We start from the raw sequence: 19,261 nt of genomic DNA on the forward strand, positions 1-19,261 counted from the left end.
GCCTTAATATCACATATCACATATCTCACATCTCAATACTAATTACTAATTCCTATATTTGAAACCATGAAAATATTAATGGTGTGTTTAGGGAATATCTGTCGTTCTCCTTTGGCTCATGGTATTATGGAGTTTATGGTTAAGGAAAATGGCCTGGATTGGGAGATAGATTCGGCAGGAACTGGAGACTGGCATGTTGGTCATGCTCCGGACAAAAGATCGGTACAAGTGGCAAAAGATAGGGGTATTGATATTTCCGGTCAACGAGCACAATTGTTTGATCCAGCATTCTTTTCAAGCTATGACCGTATCTTGGTTATGGACAGACAGAATTACAATGATGTTGTGTCAATGGCGGGTTCACAGGAAGAAAAAGAAAAAGTAACATTGTTTTTGGACAATGATATTGTTCCTGATCCATATTACGATTCGAATATGTTCATTCCAGTCTTTGAATTGATAGAATCCCGTTGTAAGCAACTAATTAAAGACTGGGCATAAAAGGATAAAATCAGATGCAGGCTGCAGAAATAAATAAGAAGTGGAAAGCGTTACAGGAAGCTGTAGCAGAAAACTTTGATATGGACATCCCTGATATTAAGGTGATGCTCTTTTTAATCGGAGTTCAAGAATTGGGAAAAGGGCCAAAAGAATTTTCTAAGCGCGAGAAGGAGGAATTGATGCACATCGCAACATGCAGACTCTTCAGCAGTTTGGGTTTTTATGAACTGGAAGGACAAGATGAGCAAGGATGGCCACATTGGAAACTTGTCAAACCTATTCCAAATTATACCTTAATGGAACAGGAAATGATTATCAAATCCCTGATAATTGATTATTTTGAAGAATTAAATTTCATTTAATATATGAGAAGAATTGTATTATTGTTCGCCTTTGTGATGGGCTTGAGTTTTGTTTATGCACAAACTCCTAAAAACTATTATGTTGAAGTAAAGACCGGTAAAGGCAACGGTATCATAAAACTTTATAATGAAACAAGAAAACACAGAGACAACTTTGTCAATCTTGTAAAAGAAGGATATTTCGATTCTTTATTGTTTCACCGTGTGATCCATAATTTCATGATTCAAGGTGGTGACCCGGATTCTAGGTATGCCGCAAGCAGACAGAAATTGGGAAATGGTGGACCAGACTATAAGGTCCCAGCAGAAATTCAAACAGGATTGATCCATAAAAAAGGTGCCTTGGGTGCTGCTCGTGACAATAACCCAGCAAAAGAATCCTCAGCATCACAATTTTATTTAGTACATGGTCGTGTGTTTAGCGAAACAGCACTAGATTCTTTGGAAAGATTCAGACTAAAAGGTAAAAAACTAAGCCCTCAGCAGAGAGAAACTTATTCCACAATTGGCGGTGCTCCACATTTAGATGGAGAATACACTGTGTTTGGAGAATTAATCGAGGGTATCGGAGTAGTTGACAGTATTGCAGCAGTAAAAACTGATGACAATGACCGACCTTATAATGATGAAAGGTTTGCTATGAAACTTTTGGATAGAAGACAAGCGTTAGATCTTGAGCGCAAATTGCAAGGTCTTCCTCCTAAAAAAGGATTCTTTACCAAGCTTTTCGATTCAATGAAATCAAGAACCTATAAACTTCCATAATCATGAAGATTATAACATATAATGTAAATGGTATCCGAGCAGCCTTAAAGAAAGGGTGGTTAGATTGGTTTAAAGCTGAAAGTCCTGATGTTATTTGTATACAAGAGATCAAGGCTTCACCTGACCAAATACCGGAACTAGTCTTATTAGAAGAGATGGGTTACGAGCATTATTGGTACCCAGCTCAGAAAAAAGGCTATAGTGGAACAGCCATATTTACCAAAATTACCCCAAATCATATTGAATATGGTTGTGGCCATGAGGATTATGATTTTGAAGGGAGAGTGATTAGGGCAGATTTTGATAAGGCATCAGTGATGAGTGTGTATTTTCCTTCGGGAACTACTGGAGATGTTAGACAAGATTTCAAATATAAGTTCCTGGACGATTTTCAGCTATATAGCAATGAACTATTGAAAGAAAAGCCAAATCTTGTTGTTTGCGGCGATTTCAATATTTGCCATAGAGCAATTGATATCCATAACCCGAAATCAAATGCGAATAGTTCCGGATTTCTTTCGGCAGAAAGAGAGTGGATGGAGAATTTCATTAATTCAGGATATATAGATTCTTTCAGACATTTGAATCCTGATCCGCACCATTACACGTGGTGGTCCTACAGAGCTGGAGCTCGTGGCAGAAATCTGGGATGGCGGATTGATTACAACATGGTCTCCAACAACCTTAAAGACAATATAATTTCCTCAAGAATAATTCCCCAAGCAGTGCACTCAGATCACTGTCCTGTTGAATTGATTCTAGGATAGAGAAGAAAAGTAGACTGAATAAGTCTACTTTTCTTGTTTTATTCCTATATTTAAGTATGGGAAGGAAAACAGCAATTTTCTTATTAATAGTTACCTACTTAATGTTGGTTTGGTATGCTGTAGCTATTTTTCAAGATTATAAAACGGGGCAACTTTCCTATAAGCTTTTTTTGACACCTATTTCATTAATGCTCACAGCTTATATTTTCCATTCTCAATTGCATCGACCCACAAAGCAAGACTAGAAATCCCAATTCCAAAACAAATTTGAATTCATAATATTCAAACAAAGGTTCTGTTTATATTATTATATTTATCTTTAAATATTGTTAATAATTTTGCAATGTTTAAATCAATTTTTGATTAATTCCTAAAATGAAAAAACCTATACTCGTCATAAAGTTTGGTTCCGCTGCTATAACAACCGATGGTGAAATTGATGAAAGAATCGTTCTGGAGATAGCTAGACAATGTGCTCAGTTGCAACCTAAGTACAACATTGTAATAGTGTCTTCTGGAGCCGTCGCAGCCGGCAAAAAATATATTCCTAAATATGCAGGAACTTTGGCTCAGAAAAAAGCTGCCGCTGCAATAGGGAATCCTCTATTAGTAAGAACATATGGTACATATTTTAAACCTTTTAAAATTGCGTTAGCCCAAAGTCTTTGTGAAAGACATCACTTTGCAAATCGGGGGCAGTTTCTACAATTGAAAAGTACTTATGAAACGCTATGGAAAAATAATGTAATTCCAATTGCCAATGAGAACGATGTGGTAAGCAATAAGGAACTCAAGTTTTCTGACAACGATGAACTCGCAACATTAATTGCAGTTGGATTTGGAGCTGAACAAATCCTCTTCAGCACTTCAGTTCCTGGAGTTTTGGATGAGAATAATTCTGTGATTCCCGAACTTAAGGTCATTGATAAAAATGCATTGGCACTAGCTAGATCTGAAAAATCAACTGTGGGATTAGGTGGTATGATTTCGAAACTGAATTTTGCCAGGTTAGCAAATCAGATGGGAATTAAGGCTGTCATTTTCTCTATGAAAACAGAAGATGGAATTCTTAAAGCTGTTGCTGGAGAAACTGGTACAGTATGTCTAGCGCAAGAGAAAAAAGTATCTTCCCGAAATAAATGGCTGGCCAGTGGAAGTCTGATTACGGGTCTTGTTCAGGTTGACAAAGGTGCTATTGCTGCTTTAAACAAACGGAAAAGCCTCTTGGCAGTAGGTGTTAATAAAATAATCCAAGACTTTGAAGTAGGAGAAGTATTTCAGATTGCTGATGAAGATCACGTAATACATGCCGTGGCTAAATCCAAGATTGATTCAATATCATTAAAGTCGAAATCCGAAAAGAAGAATATTGAAATTGCACATGCAGATGATATTGTGCTATTATAATGGATAAAATGGAAAAAACAATATTACCTCAATTAGAAAACAGTAGGATAGCGAAAAGAGCGATTTCCAAGCTAAATATTTCTCAAAAGTCACAAATCCTGAATGCTATTGCAGATGCGTTGCTGAAGAATTTAGAAGAAATTCTTATCGAGAATAAAAAGGACTTAGAAAGAATGGACCCTCAAGATGCAAAGTTTGACAGATTGAAATTGACGAAAGCTAGAATTGAAGATATAGCTGAGAGTGTTCGTTCGGTGTCCAAGCTAGAAGATCCTACAGGCAAAATGTTGAATACTAAGATTTTGCCAAATGGCTTGTTGGTTGAGAAAAAGACTGTCGCATTGGGGGTAGTGGGTGTTATTTATGAATCTAGACCCAATGTAACGATTGATGTTGCGGTTCTGTGCATTCAATCTGGTAATGTCTGTTTATTGAGGGGAGGTTCAGATGCCTGGTACAGCAATACCTATTTGGTAGGATTAATCCAAGACGTATTGGAAAGTTTTGGTACTGATCCTAATATCGTCCAATTGTTGCCAGCAGATCGCGAGTTGGTTACAGAATTATTAACTGCCGTTAAATACGTAGATATTATCATTCCTCGAGGTTCACAAAGTCTGATTGATTTTGTTCGTGAAAATGCTAAGGTTCCGGTAATAGAAACAGGTGCAGGAGTTTGTCATACGTATATCGATCATACCGCTGACCTTCAACAGGCAGCTAAAATAGTAGCTAACGCTAAAATATCAAGGCCCTCTGTTTGTAATGCTCTAGACAGTATTCTGGTTGATAAAGAAGTATTGGATGAATTTGTTCAAAGACTTGCCCCGTATTTTGAAGAGGCTGAAGTGAAAGTATTGGCAGATGAGAAATCTTATGCTGTATGGAAAAACCAGAACTTCAAAAATCTGGACAATGCTGAACAAGATGATTTCGGACGGGAATTTTTGGATTTAATCTGCTCAATGAAAGTGGTTAATGGGCTTGACGAAGCTTTAGACCATATAGCAAGGTATTCGTCCAAGCATTCTGAATGCATTGTTTCTTCGGATGCAGGAAATATTGCGAACTTTATGAATTCAGTGGATGCTGCTGCAGTTTATTCAAACGCTTCTACTAGATTTACTGATGGAGGTGAATTTGGGTTAGGCGCAGAGATTGGGATATCCACACAAAAATTACATGCAAGGGGACCATTTGCACTAGAAAAACTAGTCACAGAAAAATGGTTCGTCACAGGCGATGGACAAATAAGATAATTATGGGAATTAGATTTGAAAAGGATACAATACTGAATTGGGTTAATGATATGGCCAAATATTTAAGGCTAGTGGTGGATCATTATGAACATTTTGATAAAGAAAAAGAAACGCTGGATATTGAAAAGGGATATACAGAATTCTTTAAAAAAGAAAGGTCATTTTTTCAATCCTCAGATACCTCAGAGATAGAAAAATTCATTAGTTCCTTGGAGCCGGAACAGCTTAGACCTTTAGCTCAATTACTTATGTATGACGGAATAATCCATAAAGATAAAGCGCTTTTGAAAAACGCAAGGTATATTTTTGAGTGGAATATGAATAAAACCAATTCATTTTCTTTTGATGATTATGGATTTTTGGCAATGATTGATAAAGAATTGTAAATAACCCTTTGATTCAACAAAATGAAGGATACAATTAATGTATTATAAATTGAAAGAAGCAGCAGTAATACAATTTACTGCTGCTTTTTTTATGAATTTGAAATATGTCTAGTTTATATCCAATTAGGATGTGAATAAATCAATCTCATTTTTTATTGATTGATATGAAAATTTGGCAATGATTGATAATATTTAATGAAAATTATATTTATAAATCATTTATTTGTTAAATAAATGGCAATTTTTGATAAATTAAATATAGTAAAATGGAGTTTTAAGCTCCATTTTTTTTGTTTGTGGAATCTTAAAGACAAAAACACCTCCCTATGTTACACGAATTATTGAAATTCCTTAAAAATTGAATTATCTAAGTCCTTCAATTGTAATTTTTTAGCTAAAATATTATCAAAGATTAAAATTAGTTGTATAATTTTTCCTGTTTTTGCAAAAAATCTGTTATTATTGAAAAATTAAGCTAATTATTATAGGTGAGCTGACCACTCACTTAGAAGTACAAAGCAATTATTCAACAAACAAACAATTTATTATGAAACACAATTTACTCAGCTTTGTTCTGCTGTTTATGCTCTCCATTGGTTTGGTAAACGCGCAGAATCGTCAATTGAGCGGAAGGGTAACAGATTCAGGAGATGGTTCTCCATTAGCAAATGTATCTGTAAGAGTGGTAGGTGCATCCACGGCAACCCAAACTAATGCTCAAGGAAATTACACCCTTACTGTAAGTGAAAACTCAAAAGTAGAATTCTCATTTATTGGTTACCAATCACAAACACAATCTGTAACAGGTAGGTCAACAATTAATGTTTCATTAGTTTCATCTTCAGATGAACTTGATGAAGTAGTTGTAGTAGCTTATGGTACAGTAAAAAAATCTGATTTTACAGGTTCTGCTACACAGATCGGGTCGAAAGAAATTGATAAAAGACCTATTTCAAACGTCTTGACCGCATTACAAGGTGCAGGTCCTGGTATTCAAACTAGTACACCTTCAGGTGCACCAGGTTCATCACCAACTATTCGTATTCGAGGTCTAGGTTCGTACTCTGCTGGACAAGGTGCATTAGTCGTTGTTGACGGAGTTCCATTTGATGGTGGAATGGCCAATATTAACCCTGCTGATGTTGAATCAGTAACTGTATTGAAAGATGCTGCTACAATTGCTATGTACGGCTCTCGTGGTGCAAATGGGGTAATCATGGTTACAACTAAAAAAGGTAATGCCGGAAAATCAGAACTTAATGTCTCTGCACAGTATGGTTTTAACGAAAATGGTGTACCTGCATATAACACTGTAGACGCTGGCCAATATTATGAATTAATGTGGCAAGCATACACTAACAACCTTGCTTACGGATCAACTGCAATTCCGATCGATATCGCTAGACAACTTGGATCTGGTGTTCTGCCAAGAAATGATAAGGGTTTACAGTTATATAACGGTAAAACTTACCAAGATATCGTTCAATATTTAGGTAACTATAATGCATTTGATGTTAGCAATGAAACTTTAGTAGGAGTTGACGGTAAATTAAACCCGGCAGCTAAATTCAGATATGAAGGCTTTACTTCATGGGAAGATGAAGCATCTAGAAAAGGTAATCGTAATGAATACAATGTTAACTATTCAGGTGGTTTTAACTCAACAGATATCTACTCTTCATTAAACTATTTGAAAGATAATGGATGGGGATTACGTTCATCTAATGAAAGATTCCAAGGAAGACTAAACGTTAATACAAAAGTAACGGATTGGTTAAAAACTGGTATCAACATCAATGCAGCGACCATTAACTACAACTTTGCAGCTGATGGTGCTAGCAGTATCAATAACCCTTTCTATTTCTCTAGAGCAATTGCTCCAATTTATCCTGTTTATGTACATGATCCAGCTACTGGTAAATTAGTATATGATGAGTTTGGTGCAAAAAGATACGATTACGGTAACTTAGTTTCTGAATTCGGATTATCTAGACCTTTCAATAGTGGTCGTCATGCAATTGCGGAAACAATGTTTAATTCAAGCGCTGCAAATCGTGATTTCTTCGGTGCAAGAGCGTATATTGATATCAATATCCTCCCTTGGTTGACGTTTTCAACAACTTTCAGCCCAGATATTCAAAACTACAAATCTGAAGGTTATGAAAACACAATTGTAGGTGATGGTGCTCCAGCTGGTCGTTATAACCAATCTTGGAACAGACAACTTTCTTATACATTCAACCAATTGTTAAGAGCAAATAATACATTTGGAAACCATAATTTAGAAACTGTATTAGGACACGAATTCTACTCTTATAAATATGAAAGTATTTATGGTATGAGAACTGGTCAAGGATTCCAAGGAGTTAATATTTTCGAAAACTTTACAGACATCAGTTCATTAACTTCTGGTATCAATGAAAATACTATTGAAAGTTATTTTGGACGTGTAAACTATAACTACAACAGCAAATACTATTTAAGTGCAATGATCAGAGCAGATGGAAACTCTAAATTCCCTTCTAACTTGCGTTGGGAAGAGTTCTGGTCATTAGGAGCTGCTTGGAGATTGGATCAAGAAGATTTCTTCAAAAACGATTATGTTAACTTGTTGAAATTAAGAGCTTCTTATGGTAAATTGGGTAACTCTGATGTGGGTTATTATCCTTACCAAAATGGTTATGAAATCGGTTATAACAATGCTTCAACTCCAGGTTCAATCTTCGCATCTTTAGGTAGTGATAACCTAACTTGGGAAACTCAAAAACCTTTGGACTTCGGAGTAGACTTTAGCTTATTTGACAATAGATTATCAGGTAGTTTTGAATATTATTACAGAAACTCTGATGGTTTGTTATTCAGTGTAAACCAACCATATCATAATGGTGGTACTTGGGCTGGATCATTTGCTGTTCAACAGAACGTGGGTGCTATGACAAACAAAGGTATTGAAGCAACTGTAACAGGTAACTTAATAAGAAAACCTGAGTTTAACTGGAACCTTACATTCAATGTGACTACTGTAAAAAATGAAATCACTAAAATGCCAGTTGAAACTCCTGAAATTGTAAGCAGCCCATATAAACGTGCAGTTGGAAGATCATTATATGATTTCTATACTAGAACATATTATGGAGTTGATCCTGAAACAGGAGAAGGTTTGTACCTTGGTTTAGAAGATGGTGTAGAATTCGACCCTGATAACGCTACTCACCGTTTAATTGATAATGGAAATGGCAGAGTAGATACAGTTACAACTAACCAAAATGCTGCTAGACAGTCTTGGTTGAATAAATCAGCTCTTCCTCCAGTTTACGGAAGTATTATTAATGACTTCACCTACAAAAACTTCGACTTTAGATTTGTCTTAACATATAGTCTAGGTGGACATTTCTATGATGGATACTATGGAGGTTTGGTAAGTTCTGGACCAGCAAATGGTGCTAACTTACACCAAGATCTATTAAATGCTTGGAAAGAACCAGGTGATATTACAGATGTGCCAAGAATGGATGTTGGTAGAACAGCTCAACATGGTGCTACGTCTTCAAGATACTTAACAAAAGCTTCGTATTTGAATATTAGTGCAATCAACGTTGGGTATAGAATTCCTGAAGTATACTCTAATAGAATTGGAATTAAAAGAGCAAGAGTTTATGCAAGTGCTGAAAACTTGTTCTATTGGTCTGCTAAAAAAGGATTCAATCCACTAGGTGGAATTACTGGACCAACTGGTAACAGTTCATATACTCACGCAAGGACTATAAACTTTGGTATTAACTTCGGATTATAAGGAAATGAAAATATTAAATAATACAAATATAAAGCTGCCTGTTTTAGGGACAGTATTTACAGCACTCCTGTTGTTTACAGGGTGTAAAAAGGATGCTTTGCAAAAGGATCCAAGTGAAATGATTAACACTGAAATCGTATTTGCAACTACTGATAATGCATATTCAGCAATTAATGGTATGCACAGATTGATGTATTACCAATGGTATAGCAATCAAGCAGCAGGTGGACAATCAGGAAACATGATCTATATGGACGCGTTGGGTGAAGATTTTGTAATGACTGCCCAAGCTAATGGATGGTTCATTTCTGAATATAAATGGCAATCTCATAGAAGTGCAACTTCGTCGATTAACCAATTCAATTACGGCTTTTATTATGCATTAATTGGTAATGCCAATGAAATCATTAATAATATTGATAATGCAGTAGGACCAGACGAAGACAAAAACTTCATTAAAGGACAAGCTTTAACCTATAGAGCATGGTCATATTTCCAAATGATCCAATTATTTGGAAACAGATATGTAAAAGGTGGTGATAATTCAGGTTTAGGTCTTCCGTTGATTCTGGAAAGAACAAAAGGTGCTAAACCAAGAAATACTGTAGAAGAAGTATATGGTCAAATTAACAAAGATTTGGATGATGCAATTGCATTATTTGGAAATGCAGCTTCTAGACCAAATGTATCCCACTTAAATATCGATGTTGCAAAAGGGGTAAAAGCAAGAGTTGCTTTGACTCAGCAAGATTATGTCGCTGCAGCAAAATTTGCTAAAGAAGCGCGTGCGGATTATACTTTGATGACCCAAAATCAATATCTGAATTCATTTGTTAATATTGATAATCCAGAATGGATTTGGGGTATACACCAAAGAGAAGATCAACCTACTTATTTCTATTCATTTTACGCATATGTTGGTAACTTTAGCTCAACCAATACTCGTGGTAACCCAAAAGCTATCAACTCTCTATTGTACGATAAAATCTCTAGTACAGATGTTAGAAAAAGATTATGGGACCCAACTGGAGCAGACAATAGCTTCCCATTAGCAGCAAGTGGAGTTCGTAAACAGTATATGACCAGAAAATTCACCCTTCCAAATCCTGGAAATAGTAATGGTGATTTGATGTTCATGCGTGCTTCGGAGATGTTTTTAATCGAATCTGAAGCTTTGGCAAGAACTGCAGGAATGGAAAATCAAGCAAAAGAAGTTTTGTTAGAATTAGCTAAGACTAGAGATGCTAACTACACCTTATCTACAAATACTGGTGCAAATTTAATTGAAGAGATCTTGACTCAAAGAAGAGTTGAGTTATGGGGAGAAGGTTTCAGATTTTATGATTTAAAAAGATTAAATCTGCCATTAAATAGAAATGGAGCCAACCATATCGCTTCTTTGGCAGTAGAATTCTCTGTCCCTGCTGGCGCTAAAGAATGGCAATTCTTAATCCCTCAAGGTGAAATCGACAGAACATTAGGTGTTGTTGTCCAAAATCCTTTGTAGGTAAAAATTAACAATACAATAAAAGCCGGGCAATTGCCCGGCTTTTTGTTTTAGTCACTATTGTTTATTATTAATTATACCTGTTCTATCTCAAAACTTCTCTTGCGATTACCAGTCTCTGAATCTCTGAAGTTCCTTCATAGATCTGTGTAATCTTCGCATCACGCATCAATCTTTCTACATGATATTCTTTTACGTATCCATAACCTCCGTGGATTTGTACAGCCTCAACCGTATGTCTCATAGCCACTTCAGAGGTATTCAGCTTGGCCATGGCAGCTACCTTTCCATAAGGTAATCCTTGGTCTTTTGTCCAAGCCGCTTTATAGGTCAGCAATCTGGCGGCCTCAATATCCACTTCCATGTCTGCCAGTTTAAACTGAATCGCTTGATGATCAGAAATGGGTTTTCCAAAAGTCTTTCTTTCTTTGGAATAAGCTAAAGCCAGGTCATATGCCCCAGCAGCAATCCCCAAAGCTTGTGCTGCGATACCAATCCTTCCGCCATCCAATGTTTTCATGGCAAACTTAAATCCAAAACCATCTTCACCTATTCTATTTTCTTTAGGCACCTTGACATCAGAAAACATTAAAGAATGTGTATCCGAACTCCGGATCCCCAATTTATTTTCCTTAGGACCAATGCTGAAGCCTTCAGTTCCTTTTTCAACGATTAGGGCATTGATGCCCCGATGGCCTTTTTCTGGGTCCGTTTGTGCAATGACAATATAAATATCTGCATTCCCTCCATTGGTAATCCAGTTTTTGGTGCCGTTCAACAAATAATAATCTCCTTTATCTTCAGCCATCGTGTGCTGTGATGAAGCGTCAGATCCCGCTTCTGGTTCTGATAAAGCAAATGCTCCCAATTTCTCACCAGAAGCTAGAGACTTAAGGTATTTCTGCTTTTGTTCCTCAGTTCCAAATTCGTTTAGTCCATAAAGGACCAATGAATTGTGAGCTGACATAATAACTGCAGCGGAAGCATCAATCTTAGCAATTTCCTCCAATGCCAAGACATAAGCCATCGTATCCATTCCTGCACCACCATATTCCTCGGGAACCATGATCCCCATAAACCCCAATTCTCCCATCTTCTTTACAAATTCTGTGGGAAACTTTGCTGCTTCATCCCGCTCTATAACTCCGGGCTTAAGCTCTTGTGCAAATTCACGAGCAGCATCTCGAATCATTTTATGCTCTTCTGATAGTTCGAAATTCATATGATTGTTTATATGGTATAACCAAATATAATTAAATAATGTTATGCAAGCATAATAAATTCAAAAAATAAATGCTCATATCAAGAATTTTTTAAATTCTACTAAACCAATGTTCTCGCTTGAACGTTATATAGTTAAGTGTATTTTTTAGTAAAGAGAGTGTAAGATTTGAAGTTTCAAATTTTCAATTTTGCGTTTTTCAATAAAATCTACTATATTGGTAGAGTAAATAAATTTGTTCATTATAAACAATTAAGATATGAGTTTAAGATTAGGTGATGAAGCACCAAACTTTCAAGCTAAAACAACAGCAGGAGATATTGATTTCTACGATTATATAGATGGCAAATGGGCAGTGTTATATTCCCACCCTTCTGATTATACTCCTGTATGTACGACCGAACTTGGCAGAACAGCGCAATTGAAGTCTGAATTTGATAAAAGAAATGTTAAGGTTTTGGCATTAAGTGTCGATTCAGTCGAAGATCACAATGAATGGGTGAAAGATATCAATGAAACCCAAAATACAGAAGTTAATTTTCCGATCATTGCAGATGAGGATAGACATATTGCCGAATTATATGATATGATCCATCCGAATGCTTCCGCAACGGCAACAGTGCGTTCTGTATTTGTTATTGGCCCAGATAAGAAAATTAAATTATCATTGACCTATCCAGCATCAACAGGAAGAAACTTTAATGAGATTCTGCGGGTGATCGATTCTTTGCAGCTTACGGATCAATATCAAGTGGCAACACCTGCAGATTGGAATGATGGGGAGGATGTAATTGTGGTACCGGCAATCAAAACAGAAGATATTCCTGCGAAATTCCCTAAAGGATTTAAAGAAATAAAGCCTTATTTGAGAACAACGCCTCAACCCAACAAATAGTTATCCATTAAAAATCATTTAATAGAATATAATAAAGGCCAGCTGTGATCAGTTGGCTTTTTCTTTGAAGGGATTTTTCTTTTTCCGAGGTACGATGTAAGAAGTGATCAAAGCAATCAAAAATACCAATGAAACCTGTTTCAATAAAACAGAGTAATTAAGTTCAAATGTATTGTTTGATGAGAAGTATTGAAAAACCTGAATAAAAACAACCAGGGCTAAGAAAATGAAAAAATAGGTCCAGAAGGTCCTCATATATGATTTTATTAATTTTTATTAAATATACCGAATAAGTTGTTTAAAATCAAAGAGATATATTTTGTTTTGTTTAATTGTGCCGAAAAACAAAACGAGGTGCTACTTTTCGTAACACCTCGTTTGATACAAAAGTCCAATTTATTTTTAGTATACCTTCACCATGTAGATGTAGTCTTGCAACTTCTTGATCTGCTCAGTGCGCGGTAAATTTGATAGGCTGTTTTTATTGTTTAATACAATATTTCCTTTTAAAGATTCCTCAGGGATTCTGTTCAATGTTTCGATCAGTGCTTTAGTTTTGATCGCAAAAGCTGCACCGTCTATACCTTTTTGTTTCCCGGAGATAATACCGATGATATTTCCGTTTTTATCCAATACAGGACCACCACTATTACCCGGGTTTACAGGAACAGAAATTTGATAGGCTGTGGTATCACCGCTATATCCAGTTGAAGAACTTAAATATCCCTCACCGTATACAGCTTCATCACGTGGGTAACCAATCGTATAGATTCCTTCACCTAAATCCATATTCTGCTTTTTGAATGTATATGGAATGTTTGGTGCTTGAGCTGCAAAACTAGAATCCGAAATATGTAAAATCGCTAAATCTTTTTCAGGATCTGTAAAGATTACTGAAGCTTTAAATGAATTTCCTTTACTGTTTTGTAGATGTATAGAATCCGCTCCACTAACAACGTGATAATTAGTTACTGCATAACCATCTTTCGTCAACATAAATCCTGTTGCTCCAAATTGTAAAGGGTCCTTAGGCGTATTTTCTTTATTGTTGATATTGCGGATGGCATTGTTGTGAGCATTAACATTGCGTTTAACATTGTTAATCTCTCTTTTAAGCGCACTATAATCAGAATTGGTCCTACGCAGTGTCGAAAAGTATCCGGTTGAATACAGCGTAGCTAATGAAGAAAGAACAGCAACAGCCGCAGCTGCAACAGCATTTATCTTCAATTTCTTCCACATACGTACGATGATAGGGGCAGAAGGTTGTTCTTGTATAGTCGTAGCCAATTGATTCTTGAACTCAGCGCGGGCATCGTGACGCTTCATGGTCTGCACGAATTCTGCATGCGATAAGTATAAAGCATTCAACTCTTGGTCTTGATTGCACAATAATTCGAACTCTTCCCTTTCTTTAGGACTCATTTGCCCATTGAGGTAGCGGTCTGCTAATTCTAAAAATTCCTGCTGTCTCATGTCAACTATTGCTAATCAGATTTTTTGATCAAAGAACAGTTTCTTCAATCGTTGTAAACATTTGTACTTCTGAGTCTTTGCATTATCAGTATTTGTGTAGCCAAATTTCTCGCAGATTTCGTTCATCGACTTATTACGAATGTAGAAATCTCTTAAGATAGTTTGGCAGGGTTCGCCTAATTGATTCATTGCAGAATCCATCTTGGCAAACTCATGTTCTTTTTGGAGATGAATCTGAACATCGCTCTCAACATCTGCAATTTCCAAACCACCGGAGTCCGAGGTACCCATTGCATTTTCTCTTTTGTTTATCTGCTTCAGCCATAATCTCCTGCTCACAGCATAAAGAAACGTACTTAATTTGCTGCTTAATTCAAAGTTCTCATGAGTAACTTTGTCATACAATACCATAACCGCTTCTTGAAAAACATCTTTGGCTTCGTCTTCGGAACCATTGTTTCCAGTTATTAGATGCGAGACAGATGGATAACAAGTTTTGTATATGTAGGATATAACTGAGTTGTCCCCACTGCGTAAACCTTCTAGTAACTCCCTGTCATCGCGGGTTTTTGGTAATATTTGCCTTATTTTACTCACTTATTAATACCCTTATTTTCAAATAGTAACCCAAGAATCTTTATTTTTTTTCTTATTTACAATTTCGTTTCCAAACGTAAGAGATTTTTTATGGATTAACAATGCCATATGAAATCTATTAAAATTTTTTAAAAACAAAAGACACCTACCTATTCAGCGGGTGTCTTAAACAAGTTTTTATATCGTGGACTCTACAATCCTGAAAATAAACTGTTATAATATTCCCCCAAAATTGGAACAGGCTTCTTATTTCCATTGGCAGCATTGATCACGCCAACAATCCATAATACGACCATCAAAATAACAACAACAATGGAAAGCAACCAACCTATTAGTGGGATATAGCGCAATATACCTCCTACAAATAAGGTTAAGAAGATACCCAATGACTGACGGATATGATAGGTCGCAAAATCATTACGCTTCTCGTTGTTCAATACAAAGGCAATAATAAGACCAATGATGGTGAGATAGGCGATTATGGCAATGTTTTTACCATCGTTCACAGAATTGCTCCCGCCATTCTCTAGAGGTGTTTGTGGATTTTCCATAAGATTAAGGTTATAATGTTGATTAAAATTAAGATAAAATTTTTGATTTTTCCCCAAAACCTATTTTAGAAACAAAACATAAACTATGTTTGTTGCTAATTGTAAAAGGAAAATTATGGAGGAGAAAATTATTAAATATGATCACCCAAACGGGCAAATTACCGTTCTGTGGAGACCAAAAAAATGTATCCATTCTGCAGTATGTGTCAATATGTTGCCTGCAGTGTATGATCCTGGATCTAGACCTTGGGTAAAACCGGAAAATGCAACCACCCAAGAATTAGTCGATCAGATAAATCGATGTCCTTCCGGGGCATTGCAATATGAACTCCATAACAATTAAGGAGCAGCGATTTAAAAACCGATAAAAACAAAAAAACCTTGAAAATTATCTTTTCAAGGTTTTTGTTTTTTGGCGGTCTGGACGGGACTCGAACCCGCGACCCCATGCGTGACAGGCATGTATTCTAACCAGCTGAACTACCAGACCAAAAAATATGTAATAAAGAACAAATTGAAGCTGTGCTTCATTTTAATTTTAGCGGTCTGGACGGGACTCGAACCCGCGACCCCATGCGTGACAGGCATGTATTCTAACCAGCTGAACTACCAGACCTAAAATCTTAAAATTAAAAAGAACTCTTTGAAGCAAGGCTTCGCTTTTTCTAGCGGTCTGGACGGGACTCGAACCCGCGACCCCATGCGTGACAGGCATGTATTCTAACCAGCTGAACTACCAGACCCTTTCCCTTCTTTTTAGAAGGTGTGCAAATATAGTGTTTATTTCCTTATCTGCTAATAAATTTTTCAAAAATCTTACTCTACAGCGCCCTCTTTCATCTTTTCAGCATTCTCAGCAAACTGCAATGCATCGATAATCTCCTGAATATCACCATCCATAATAGACGGAAGGTTGTACATCGTCAATCCAATACGGTGCTCAGTCACACGTCCCTGAGGGTAGTTGTAGGTACGGATTTTTGCCGAACGGTCACCCGTCGAAACCATTGTCTTACGCTTGGCGGCAATATCCCCGTGTTTTTTCTGAACCTCAAGCTCATATAATTTGTTGCGAAGCATCTCCATCGCCAACTCACGGTTAGCAAGCTGTGAACGCTCTACTTGACAAACAACAACAATACCCGATGGCTTATGCGTCAACTGAACCTTAGTTTCTACCTTGTTCACGTTCTGACCACCAGCACCTCCCGATCGTGATGTTTGCATCTCAATATCTCCTGGGTTCAATTCTACGTCCACCTCTTCCGCTTCAGGCAAAACCGCAACAGAAGCCGCTGATGTATGAACACGACCCTGAGTCTCTGTGTCTGGAACACGTTGAACACGGTGAACTCCAGATTCATACTTTAATTGACCGTAAACATCTTCTCCAATGACCTTTAAGATGACCTCTTTATAACCGCCAGAAGTTCCTTCGGTGACATCCATAACCTCATTTCTCCAACCTTTCGTCTCGAAAAATCGAGTGTACATACGGTATAAGTCCCCAGCAAATAATGCAGCCTCATCACCTCCTGTACCTCCGCGAATCTCAATAATAGCATTCTTAGCATCCTCCGGATCCTTTGGAATCAACATTAAGCGAATCTCCTCTTCTTTCTCCTCCTTCTCAGTATATAAAATATCTAACTCCTCTTTGGCCATCTCCCTCAATTCCTGATCCTTCTCATTGATTAAAATATCCTTATTGGTGTCGATATTGCTAACCATATTCTTGTAAATATGGTATTGTTCCACAATCTTGCTCAAGTCTTTGTACTCCTTGTTCAATTTTGCAAAACGCTTCATATCGCTGATGGTATCCGGATTGCTTAACTCTCTTTCAACTTCTTCCCAGCGCTCTTTTATTGCTTGTAGTTTCTCTAACATAATTTTTGCATGTATATAGATAAACCAAAATGTGTTCGGTCACTATAATTAATCGACAAAAATAAAGATTTTTATGCGCTTTTAAAGTACTAATGCGAAGAAACTGCTTTTAACCCCACGATAGAACCAATCAAAGTCATAATAAAGAAGATACGCCAGAAATCTGTAGGCTCTTTAAAGAAGAAAATACCCATTAAAACAGTTCCTACGGCTCCAATACCAGACCATACGGCATAAGCAGTTCCTAAGGGTAATGTGCTGGTGGCTTTGATCAACAAACCCATACTAATAGTTACGCTAACCAGAAAACCAAGGTACCAAAGATACATTTCGTTGCCGCTCGAATCTTTCGCACGGCCAATACAATAAGTAAAGGCGACTTCAAATAGACCGCCTATAATCAATAATATCCAATTCATGTTTAAAATAAATATGAGGGGCAAATGTCCTCTTAATTTAAACAGAAACCTTTTACAAATGTTAAAAAATTATTTTTTTATCCCTCTAATTCGACTTAAGGTAACTTGAGAGATCCCTAGATAAGTGGCAATATAGCCCAATTTGATCCGGTTGGTAATGTTGGGAGCCTTTTTTAACAGCTCTTCATAACTTTCCGATGATGATTTAAAAAGCCTTAACATCAATCTTTCTTCAATCTTTAATGCTTCAATCTCTGCTAAGCGGCGACCCCAATTACAGATTTCATTATTAGATTTATATAATTCTTGAAGTTTCTGAGTTGAAATCCTGTATAATTGAGACTTCTCTAATGTCTGGATGGTCTCATAACCCGGTTTTTGATGAATATAACTGTTTAGTGAGATGAGAACTTCACCAGGGAAAGTGAAACCTAGGATAATTTCTCTTTCTTCCTTGTGGTAATATATTCTGCAAATACCTTCTTTTTGAAAATAGAGATAAGGACTTGTTTTGTCTGCATAAATAACGGTCTGATTTTTTGGAACTTCAATAAGCTCAGAGATACCCTCTAAAAGTGAATAATGTTCATCATTCAAGGTGTAGACAGCATTTACTATTTCTCTGAATTCCATTTTTCAAGCTTTAATTCTTCACCATCCCAAACTGCATAGGTGTGAAAATTAATCCATTCTCCGAGATTAACAATCCTACTGTTGTTCTTGAGCAATATATCATAAGGATAATGTCTATGACCAAAAATAAAATAATCATAATGCTGTTGCTCCAATATTTCTTTGGCATAAACAATCAACCATTCATTTTCTTCCCCCAAAAACTGTTCTTCACTGTTGTTTGATATTCTGCTATGTTTTGACCATCGTTGGGCAATCCCAATGCCCAGATTTGGATGAAGTCGAGCAAATAACCATTGACAAACCGGACTCCTAAAAACTTTCTTTAGAAATTTATACTTGGCATCGCCAGGACCCAAACCATCACCATGGTGAATATAGAATGACTTTCCGTTCAGATCTAAGATTTTTTCATTCGATACAATCTCTGCATTTAGCTCATCTTTCAGATACCCAAACATCCACATGTCATGGTTACCCTTGAACAAGGTGATTTTTATCCCCAAATCAGCCAATTCAGCCAATTTTCCCAAGAATCGAATATAACCTTTCGGAACTACAGTGCTATATTCAAACCAAAAATCGAAAATATCTCCTACCAAATACAGCTCAGATGCATCCTTTTTTATGAAGTCCAACCAAGAAATAATATGTTGTTCCCTAATCTTGGAATTTTCCATCGGGTAGGAACCAAGATGGAAATCAGAAGCAAAATATATTTTATTTCTTGTATTCATGCGAGTCAAAACTAACATTATAATTACTTATTAACAAGATTTGTAGATTTCGTAGAGTAAAATAATTCCTTAGTTTTGTTATGGACTAATTATA

General features: G+C 36.5%; 19 protein-coding genes and 3 tRNA genes. 11 read left to right on the forward strand and 11 right to left on the reverse strand.

Annotated elements, in window-relative coordinates; genetic code table 11:
- Positions 1–66 precede the first annotated feature (66 nt).
- The 9 genes from CRT24_RS18945 (at position 67) to CRT24_RS18990 (ending at position 10,747) form a co-directional block, all read left to right on the forward strand.
- Positions 67–501: a low molecular weight protein-tyrosine-phosphatase gene (locus CRT24_RS18945; protein WP_099372668.1), complete on the forward strand. Its 435-nt coding sequence runs from the start codon at positions 67–69 to the stop codon at positions 499–501.
- 14 nt (positions 502–515) lie between these two features.
- Positions 516–863: a hypothetical protein gene (locus CRT24_RS18950; protein WP_099372669.1), complete on the forward strand. Its 348-nt coding sequence runs from the start codon at positions 516–518 to the stop codon at positions 861–863.
- Between the two features lie 3 nt (positions 864–866).
- Positions 867–1,628, forward strand: a complete 762-nt coding sequence (locus CRT24_RS18955; RefSeq protein WP_099372670.1) for a peptidylprolyl isomerase — start codon at positions 867–869, stop codon at positions 1,626–1,628.
- A gap of 2 nt (positions 1,629–1,630) precedes the next feature.
- Complete coding sequence (locus tag CRT24_RS18960) at positions 1,631–2,395, forward strand: exodeoxyribonuclease III (RefSeq protein ID WP_099372671.1); 765 nt, start codon at positions 1,631–1,633, stop codon at positions 2,393–2,395.
- A 375-nt stretch (positions 2,396–2,770) separates the two neighbouring features.
- The gene (proB, locus tag CRT24_RS18970; RefSeq protein ID WP_099372673.1) at positions 2,771–3,802 is read left to right on the forward strand and encodes a glutamate 5-kinase; all 1,032 of its coding nucleotides are present in this window, start codon (positions 2,771–2,773) and stop codon (positions 3,800–3,802) included.
- Positions 3,802–5,061: a glutamate-5-semialdehyde dehydrogenase gene (locus tag CRT24_RS18975; protein ID WP_099372674.1), complete on the forward strand. Its 1,260-nt coding sequence runs from the start codon at positions 3,802–3,804 to the stop codon at positions 5,059–5,061. The genes proB and CRT24_RS18975 overlap by 1 nt, the downstream gene beginning before the upstream one ends.
- Before the next feature lie 2 nt (positions 5,062–5,063).
- Positions 5,064–5,447, forward strand: a complete 384-nt coding sequence (locus CRT24_RS18980; RefSeq protein WP_099372675.1) for a hypothetical protein — start codon at positions 5,064–5,066, stop codon at positions 5,445–5,447.
- A gap of 547 nt (positions 5,448–5,994) precedes the next feature.
- A complete protein-coding gene (locus CRT24_RS18985; RefSeq protein WP_099372676.1) occupies positions 5,995–9,240 on the forward strand; it encodes a SusC/RagA family TonB-linked outer membrane protein in 3,246 nt (1,081 codons plus the stop codon).
- Positions 9,241–9,244: 4 nt separating this feature from the next.
- Positions 9,245–10,747 carry a RagB/SusD family nutrient uptake outer membrane protein gene (locus CRT24_RS18990; RefSeq protein WP_099372677.1) on the forward strand — a complete coding sequence of 501 codons (1,503 nt, stop codon included), beginning with the start codon at positions 9,245–9,247 and terminating at the stop codon, positions 10,745–10,747.
- A gap of 85 nt (positions 10,748–10,832) precedes the next feature.
- Here CRT24_RS18990 and CRT24_RS18995 read toward each other — a convergent pair whose 3' ends face one another.
- Positions 10,833–11,969: an acyl-CoA dehydrogenase gene (locus CRT24_RS18995; protein WP_099372678.1), complete on the reverse strand. Its 1,137-nt coding sequence runs from the start codon at positions 11,967–11,969 to the stop codon at positions 10,833–10,835.
- Positions 11,970–12,228: 259 nt separating this feature from the next.
- On the opposite strand from CRT24_RS18995, the gene CRT24_RS19000 reads away from it, so the two are divergent.
- Positions 12,229–12,864, forward strand: a complete 636-nt coding sequence (locus CRT24_RS19000; protein ID WP_099372679.1) for a peroxiredoxin — start codon at positions 12,229–12,231, stop codon at positions 12,862–12,864.
- A gap of 402 nt (positions 12,865–13,266) precedes the next feature.
- Here the strand turns inward: CRT24_RS19000 and CRT24_RS19010 are convergent, their stop codons facing one another.
- From CRT24_RS19010 to CRT24_RS19020, 3 genes are all read right to left on the reverse strand, one after another.
- On the reverse strand, positions 13,267–14,340 hold the full coding sequence (locus tag CRT24_RS19010) for a S1C family serine protease (RefSeq protein ID WP_232046181.1): 1,074 nt from the start codon (positions 14,338–14,340) through the stop codon (positions 13,267–13,269).
- Between the two features lie 15 nt (positions 14,341–14,355).
- Positions 14,356–14,937 (reverse strand): RNA polymerase sigma factor, encoded by a 582-nt coding sequence (locus CRT24_RS19015; RefSeq protein ID WP_099372682.1) that lies wholly within the window; start codon positions 14,935–14,937, stop codon positions 14,356–14,358.
- A 191-nt stretch (positions 14,938–15,128) separates the two neighbouring features.
- Positions 15,129–15,488, reverse strand: coding sequence for a DUF4870 domain-containing protein (locus CRT24_RS19020; protein WP_099372683.1), 360 nt, complete (start codon positions 15,486–15,488; stop codon positions 15,129–15,131).
- A 115-nt stretch (positions 15,489–15,603) separates the two neighbouring features.
- Between CRT24_RS19020 and CRT24_RS19025 the strand changes: the two genes are divergently transcribed.
- Complete coding sequence (locus CRT24_RS19025) at positions 15,604–15,831, forward strand: (4Fe-4S)-binding protein (protein ID WP_099372684.1); 228 nt, start codon at positions 15,604–15,606, stop codon at positions 15,829–15,831.
- Positions 15,832–15,901: 70 nt separating this feature from the next.
- On the opposite strand, the gene CRT24_RS19030 is transcribed toward CRT24_RS19025, so the two are convergent.
- The 7 genes from CRT24_RS19030 to CRT24_RS19060 form a co-directional block, all read right to left on the reverse strand.
- Positions 15,902–15,978: transfer RNA gene (locus CRT24_RS19030), tRNA-Asp, on the reverse strand.
- A 52-nt stretch (positions 15,979–16,030) separates the two neighbouring features.
- Positions 16,031–16,104, reverse strand: a tRNA-Asp gene (locus CRT24_RS19035).
- Between the two features lie 53 nt (positions 16,105–16,157).
- Positions 16,158–16,231 (reverse strand) — tRNA-Asp (locus tag CRT24_RS19040).
- Between the two features lie 73 nt (positions 16,232–16,304).
- Positions 16,305–17,378, reverse strand: coding sequence for a peptide chain release factor 1 (gene prfA, locus CRT24_RS19045; protein ID WP_099372685.1), 1,074 nt, complete (start codon positions 17,376–17,378; stop codon positions 16,305–16,307).
- Between the two features lie 89 nt (positions 17,379–17,467).
- Positions 17,468–17,797, reverse strand: a complete 330-nt coding sequence (locus CRT24_RS19050; protein WP_099372686.1) for a multidrug efflux SMR transporter — start codon at positions 17,795–17,797, stop codon at positions 17,468–17,470.
- A gap of 69 nt (positions 17,798–17,866) precedes the next feature.
- On the reverse strand, positions 17,867–18,430 hold the full coding sequence (locus CRT24_RS19055) for a Crp/Fnr family transcriptional regulator (RefSeq protein ID WP_099372687.1): 564 nt from the start codon (positions 18,428–18,430) through the stop codon (positions 17,867–17,869).
- Entirely contained in the window at positions 18,412–19,167 is a 756-nt protein-coding gene (locus CRT24_RS19060; RefSeq protein ID WP_099372688.1) for a UDP-2,3-diacylglucosamine diphosphatase, read from the reverse strand. Before CRT24_RS19060 ends, CRT24_RS19055 begins: the two co-directional genes overlap by 19 nt.
- Between the last annotated feature and the right edge of the window lie 94 nt (positions 19,168–19,261).

This window comes from Sphingobacterium sp. 1.A.5 (assembly GCF_002734235.1).
GTDB lineage: Bacteria > Bacteroidota > Bacteroidia > Sphingobacteriales > Sphingobacteriaceae > Sphingobacterium > Sphingobacterium daejeonense.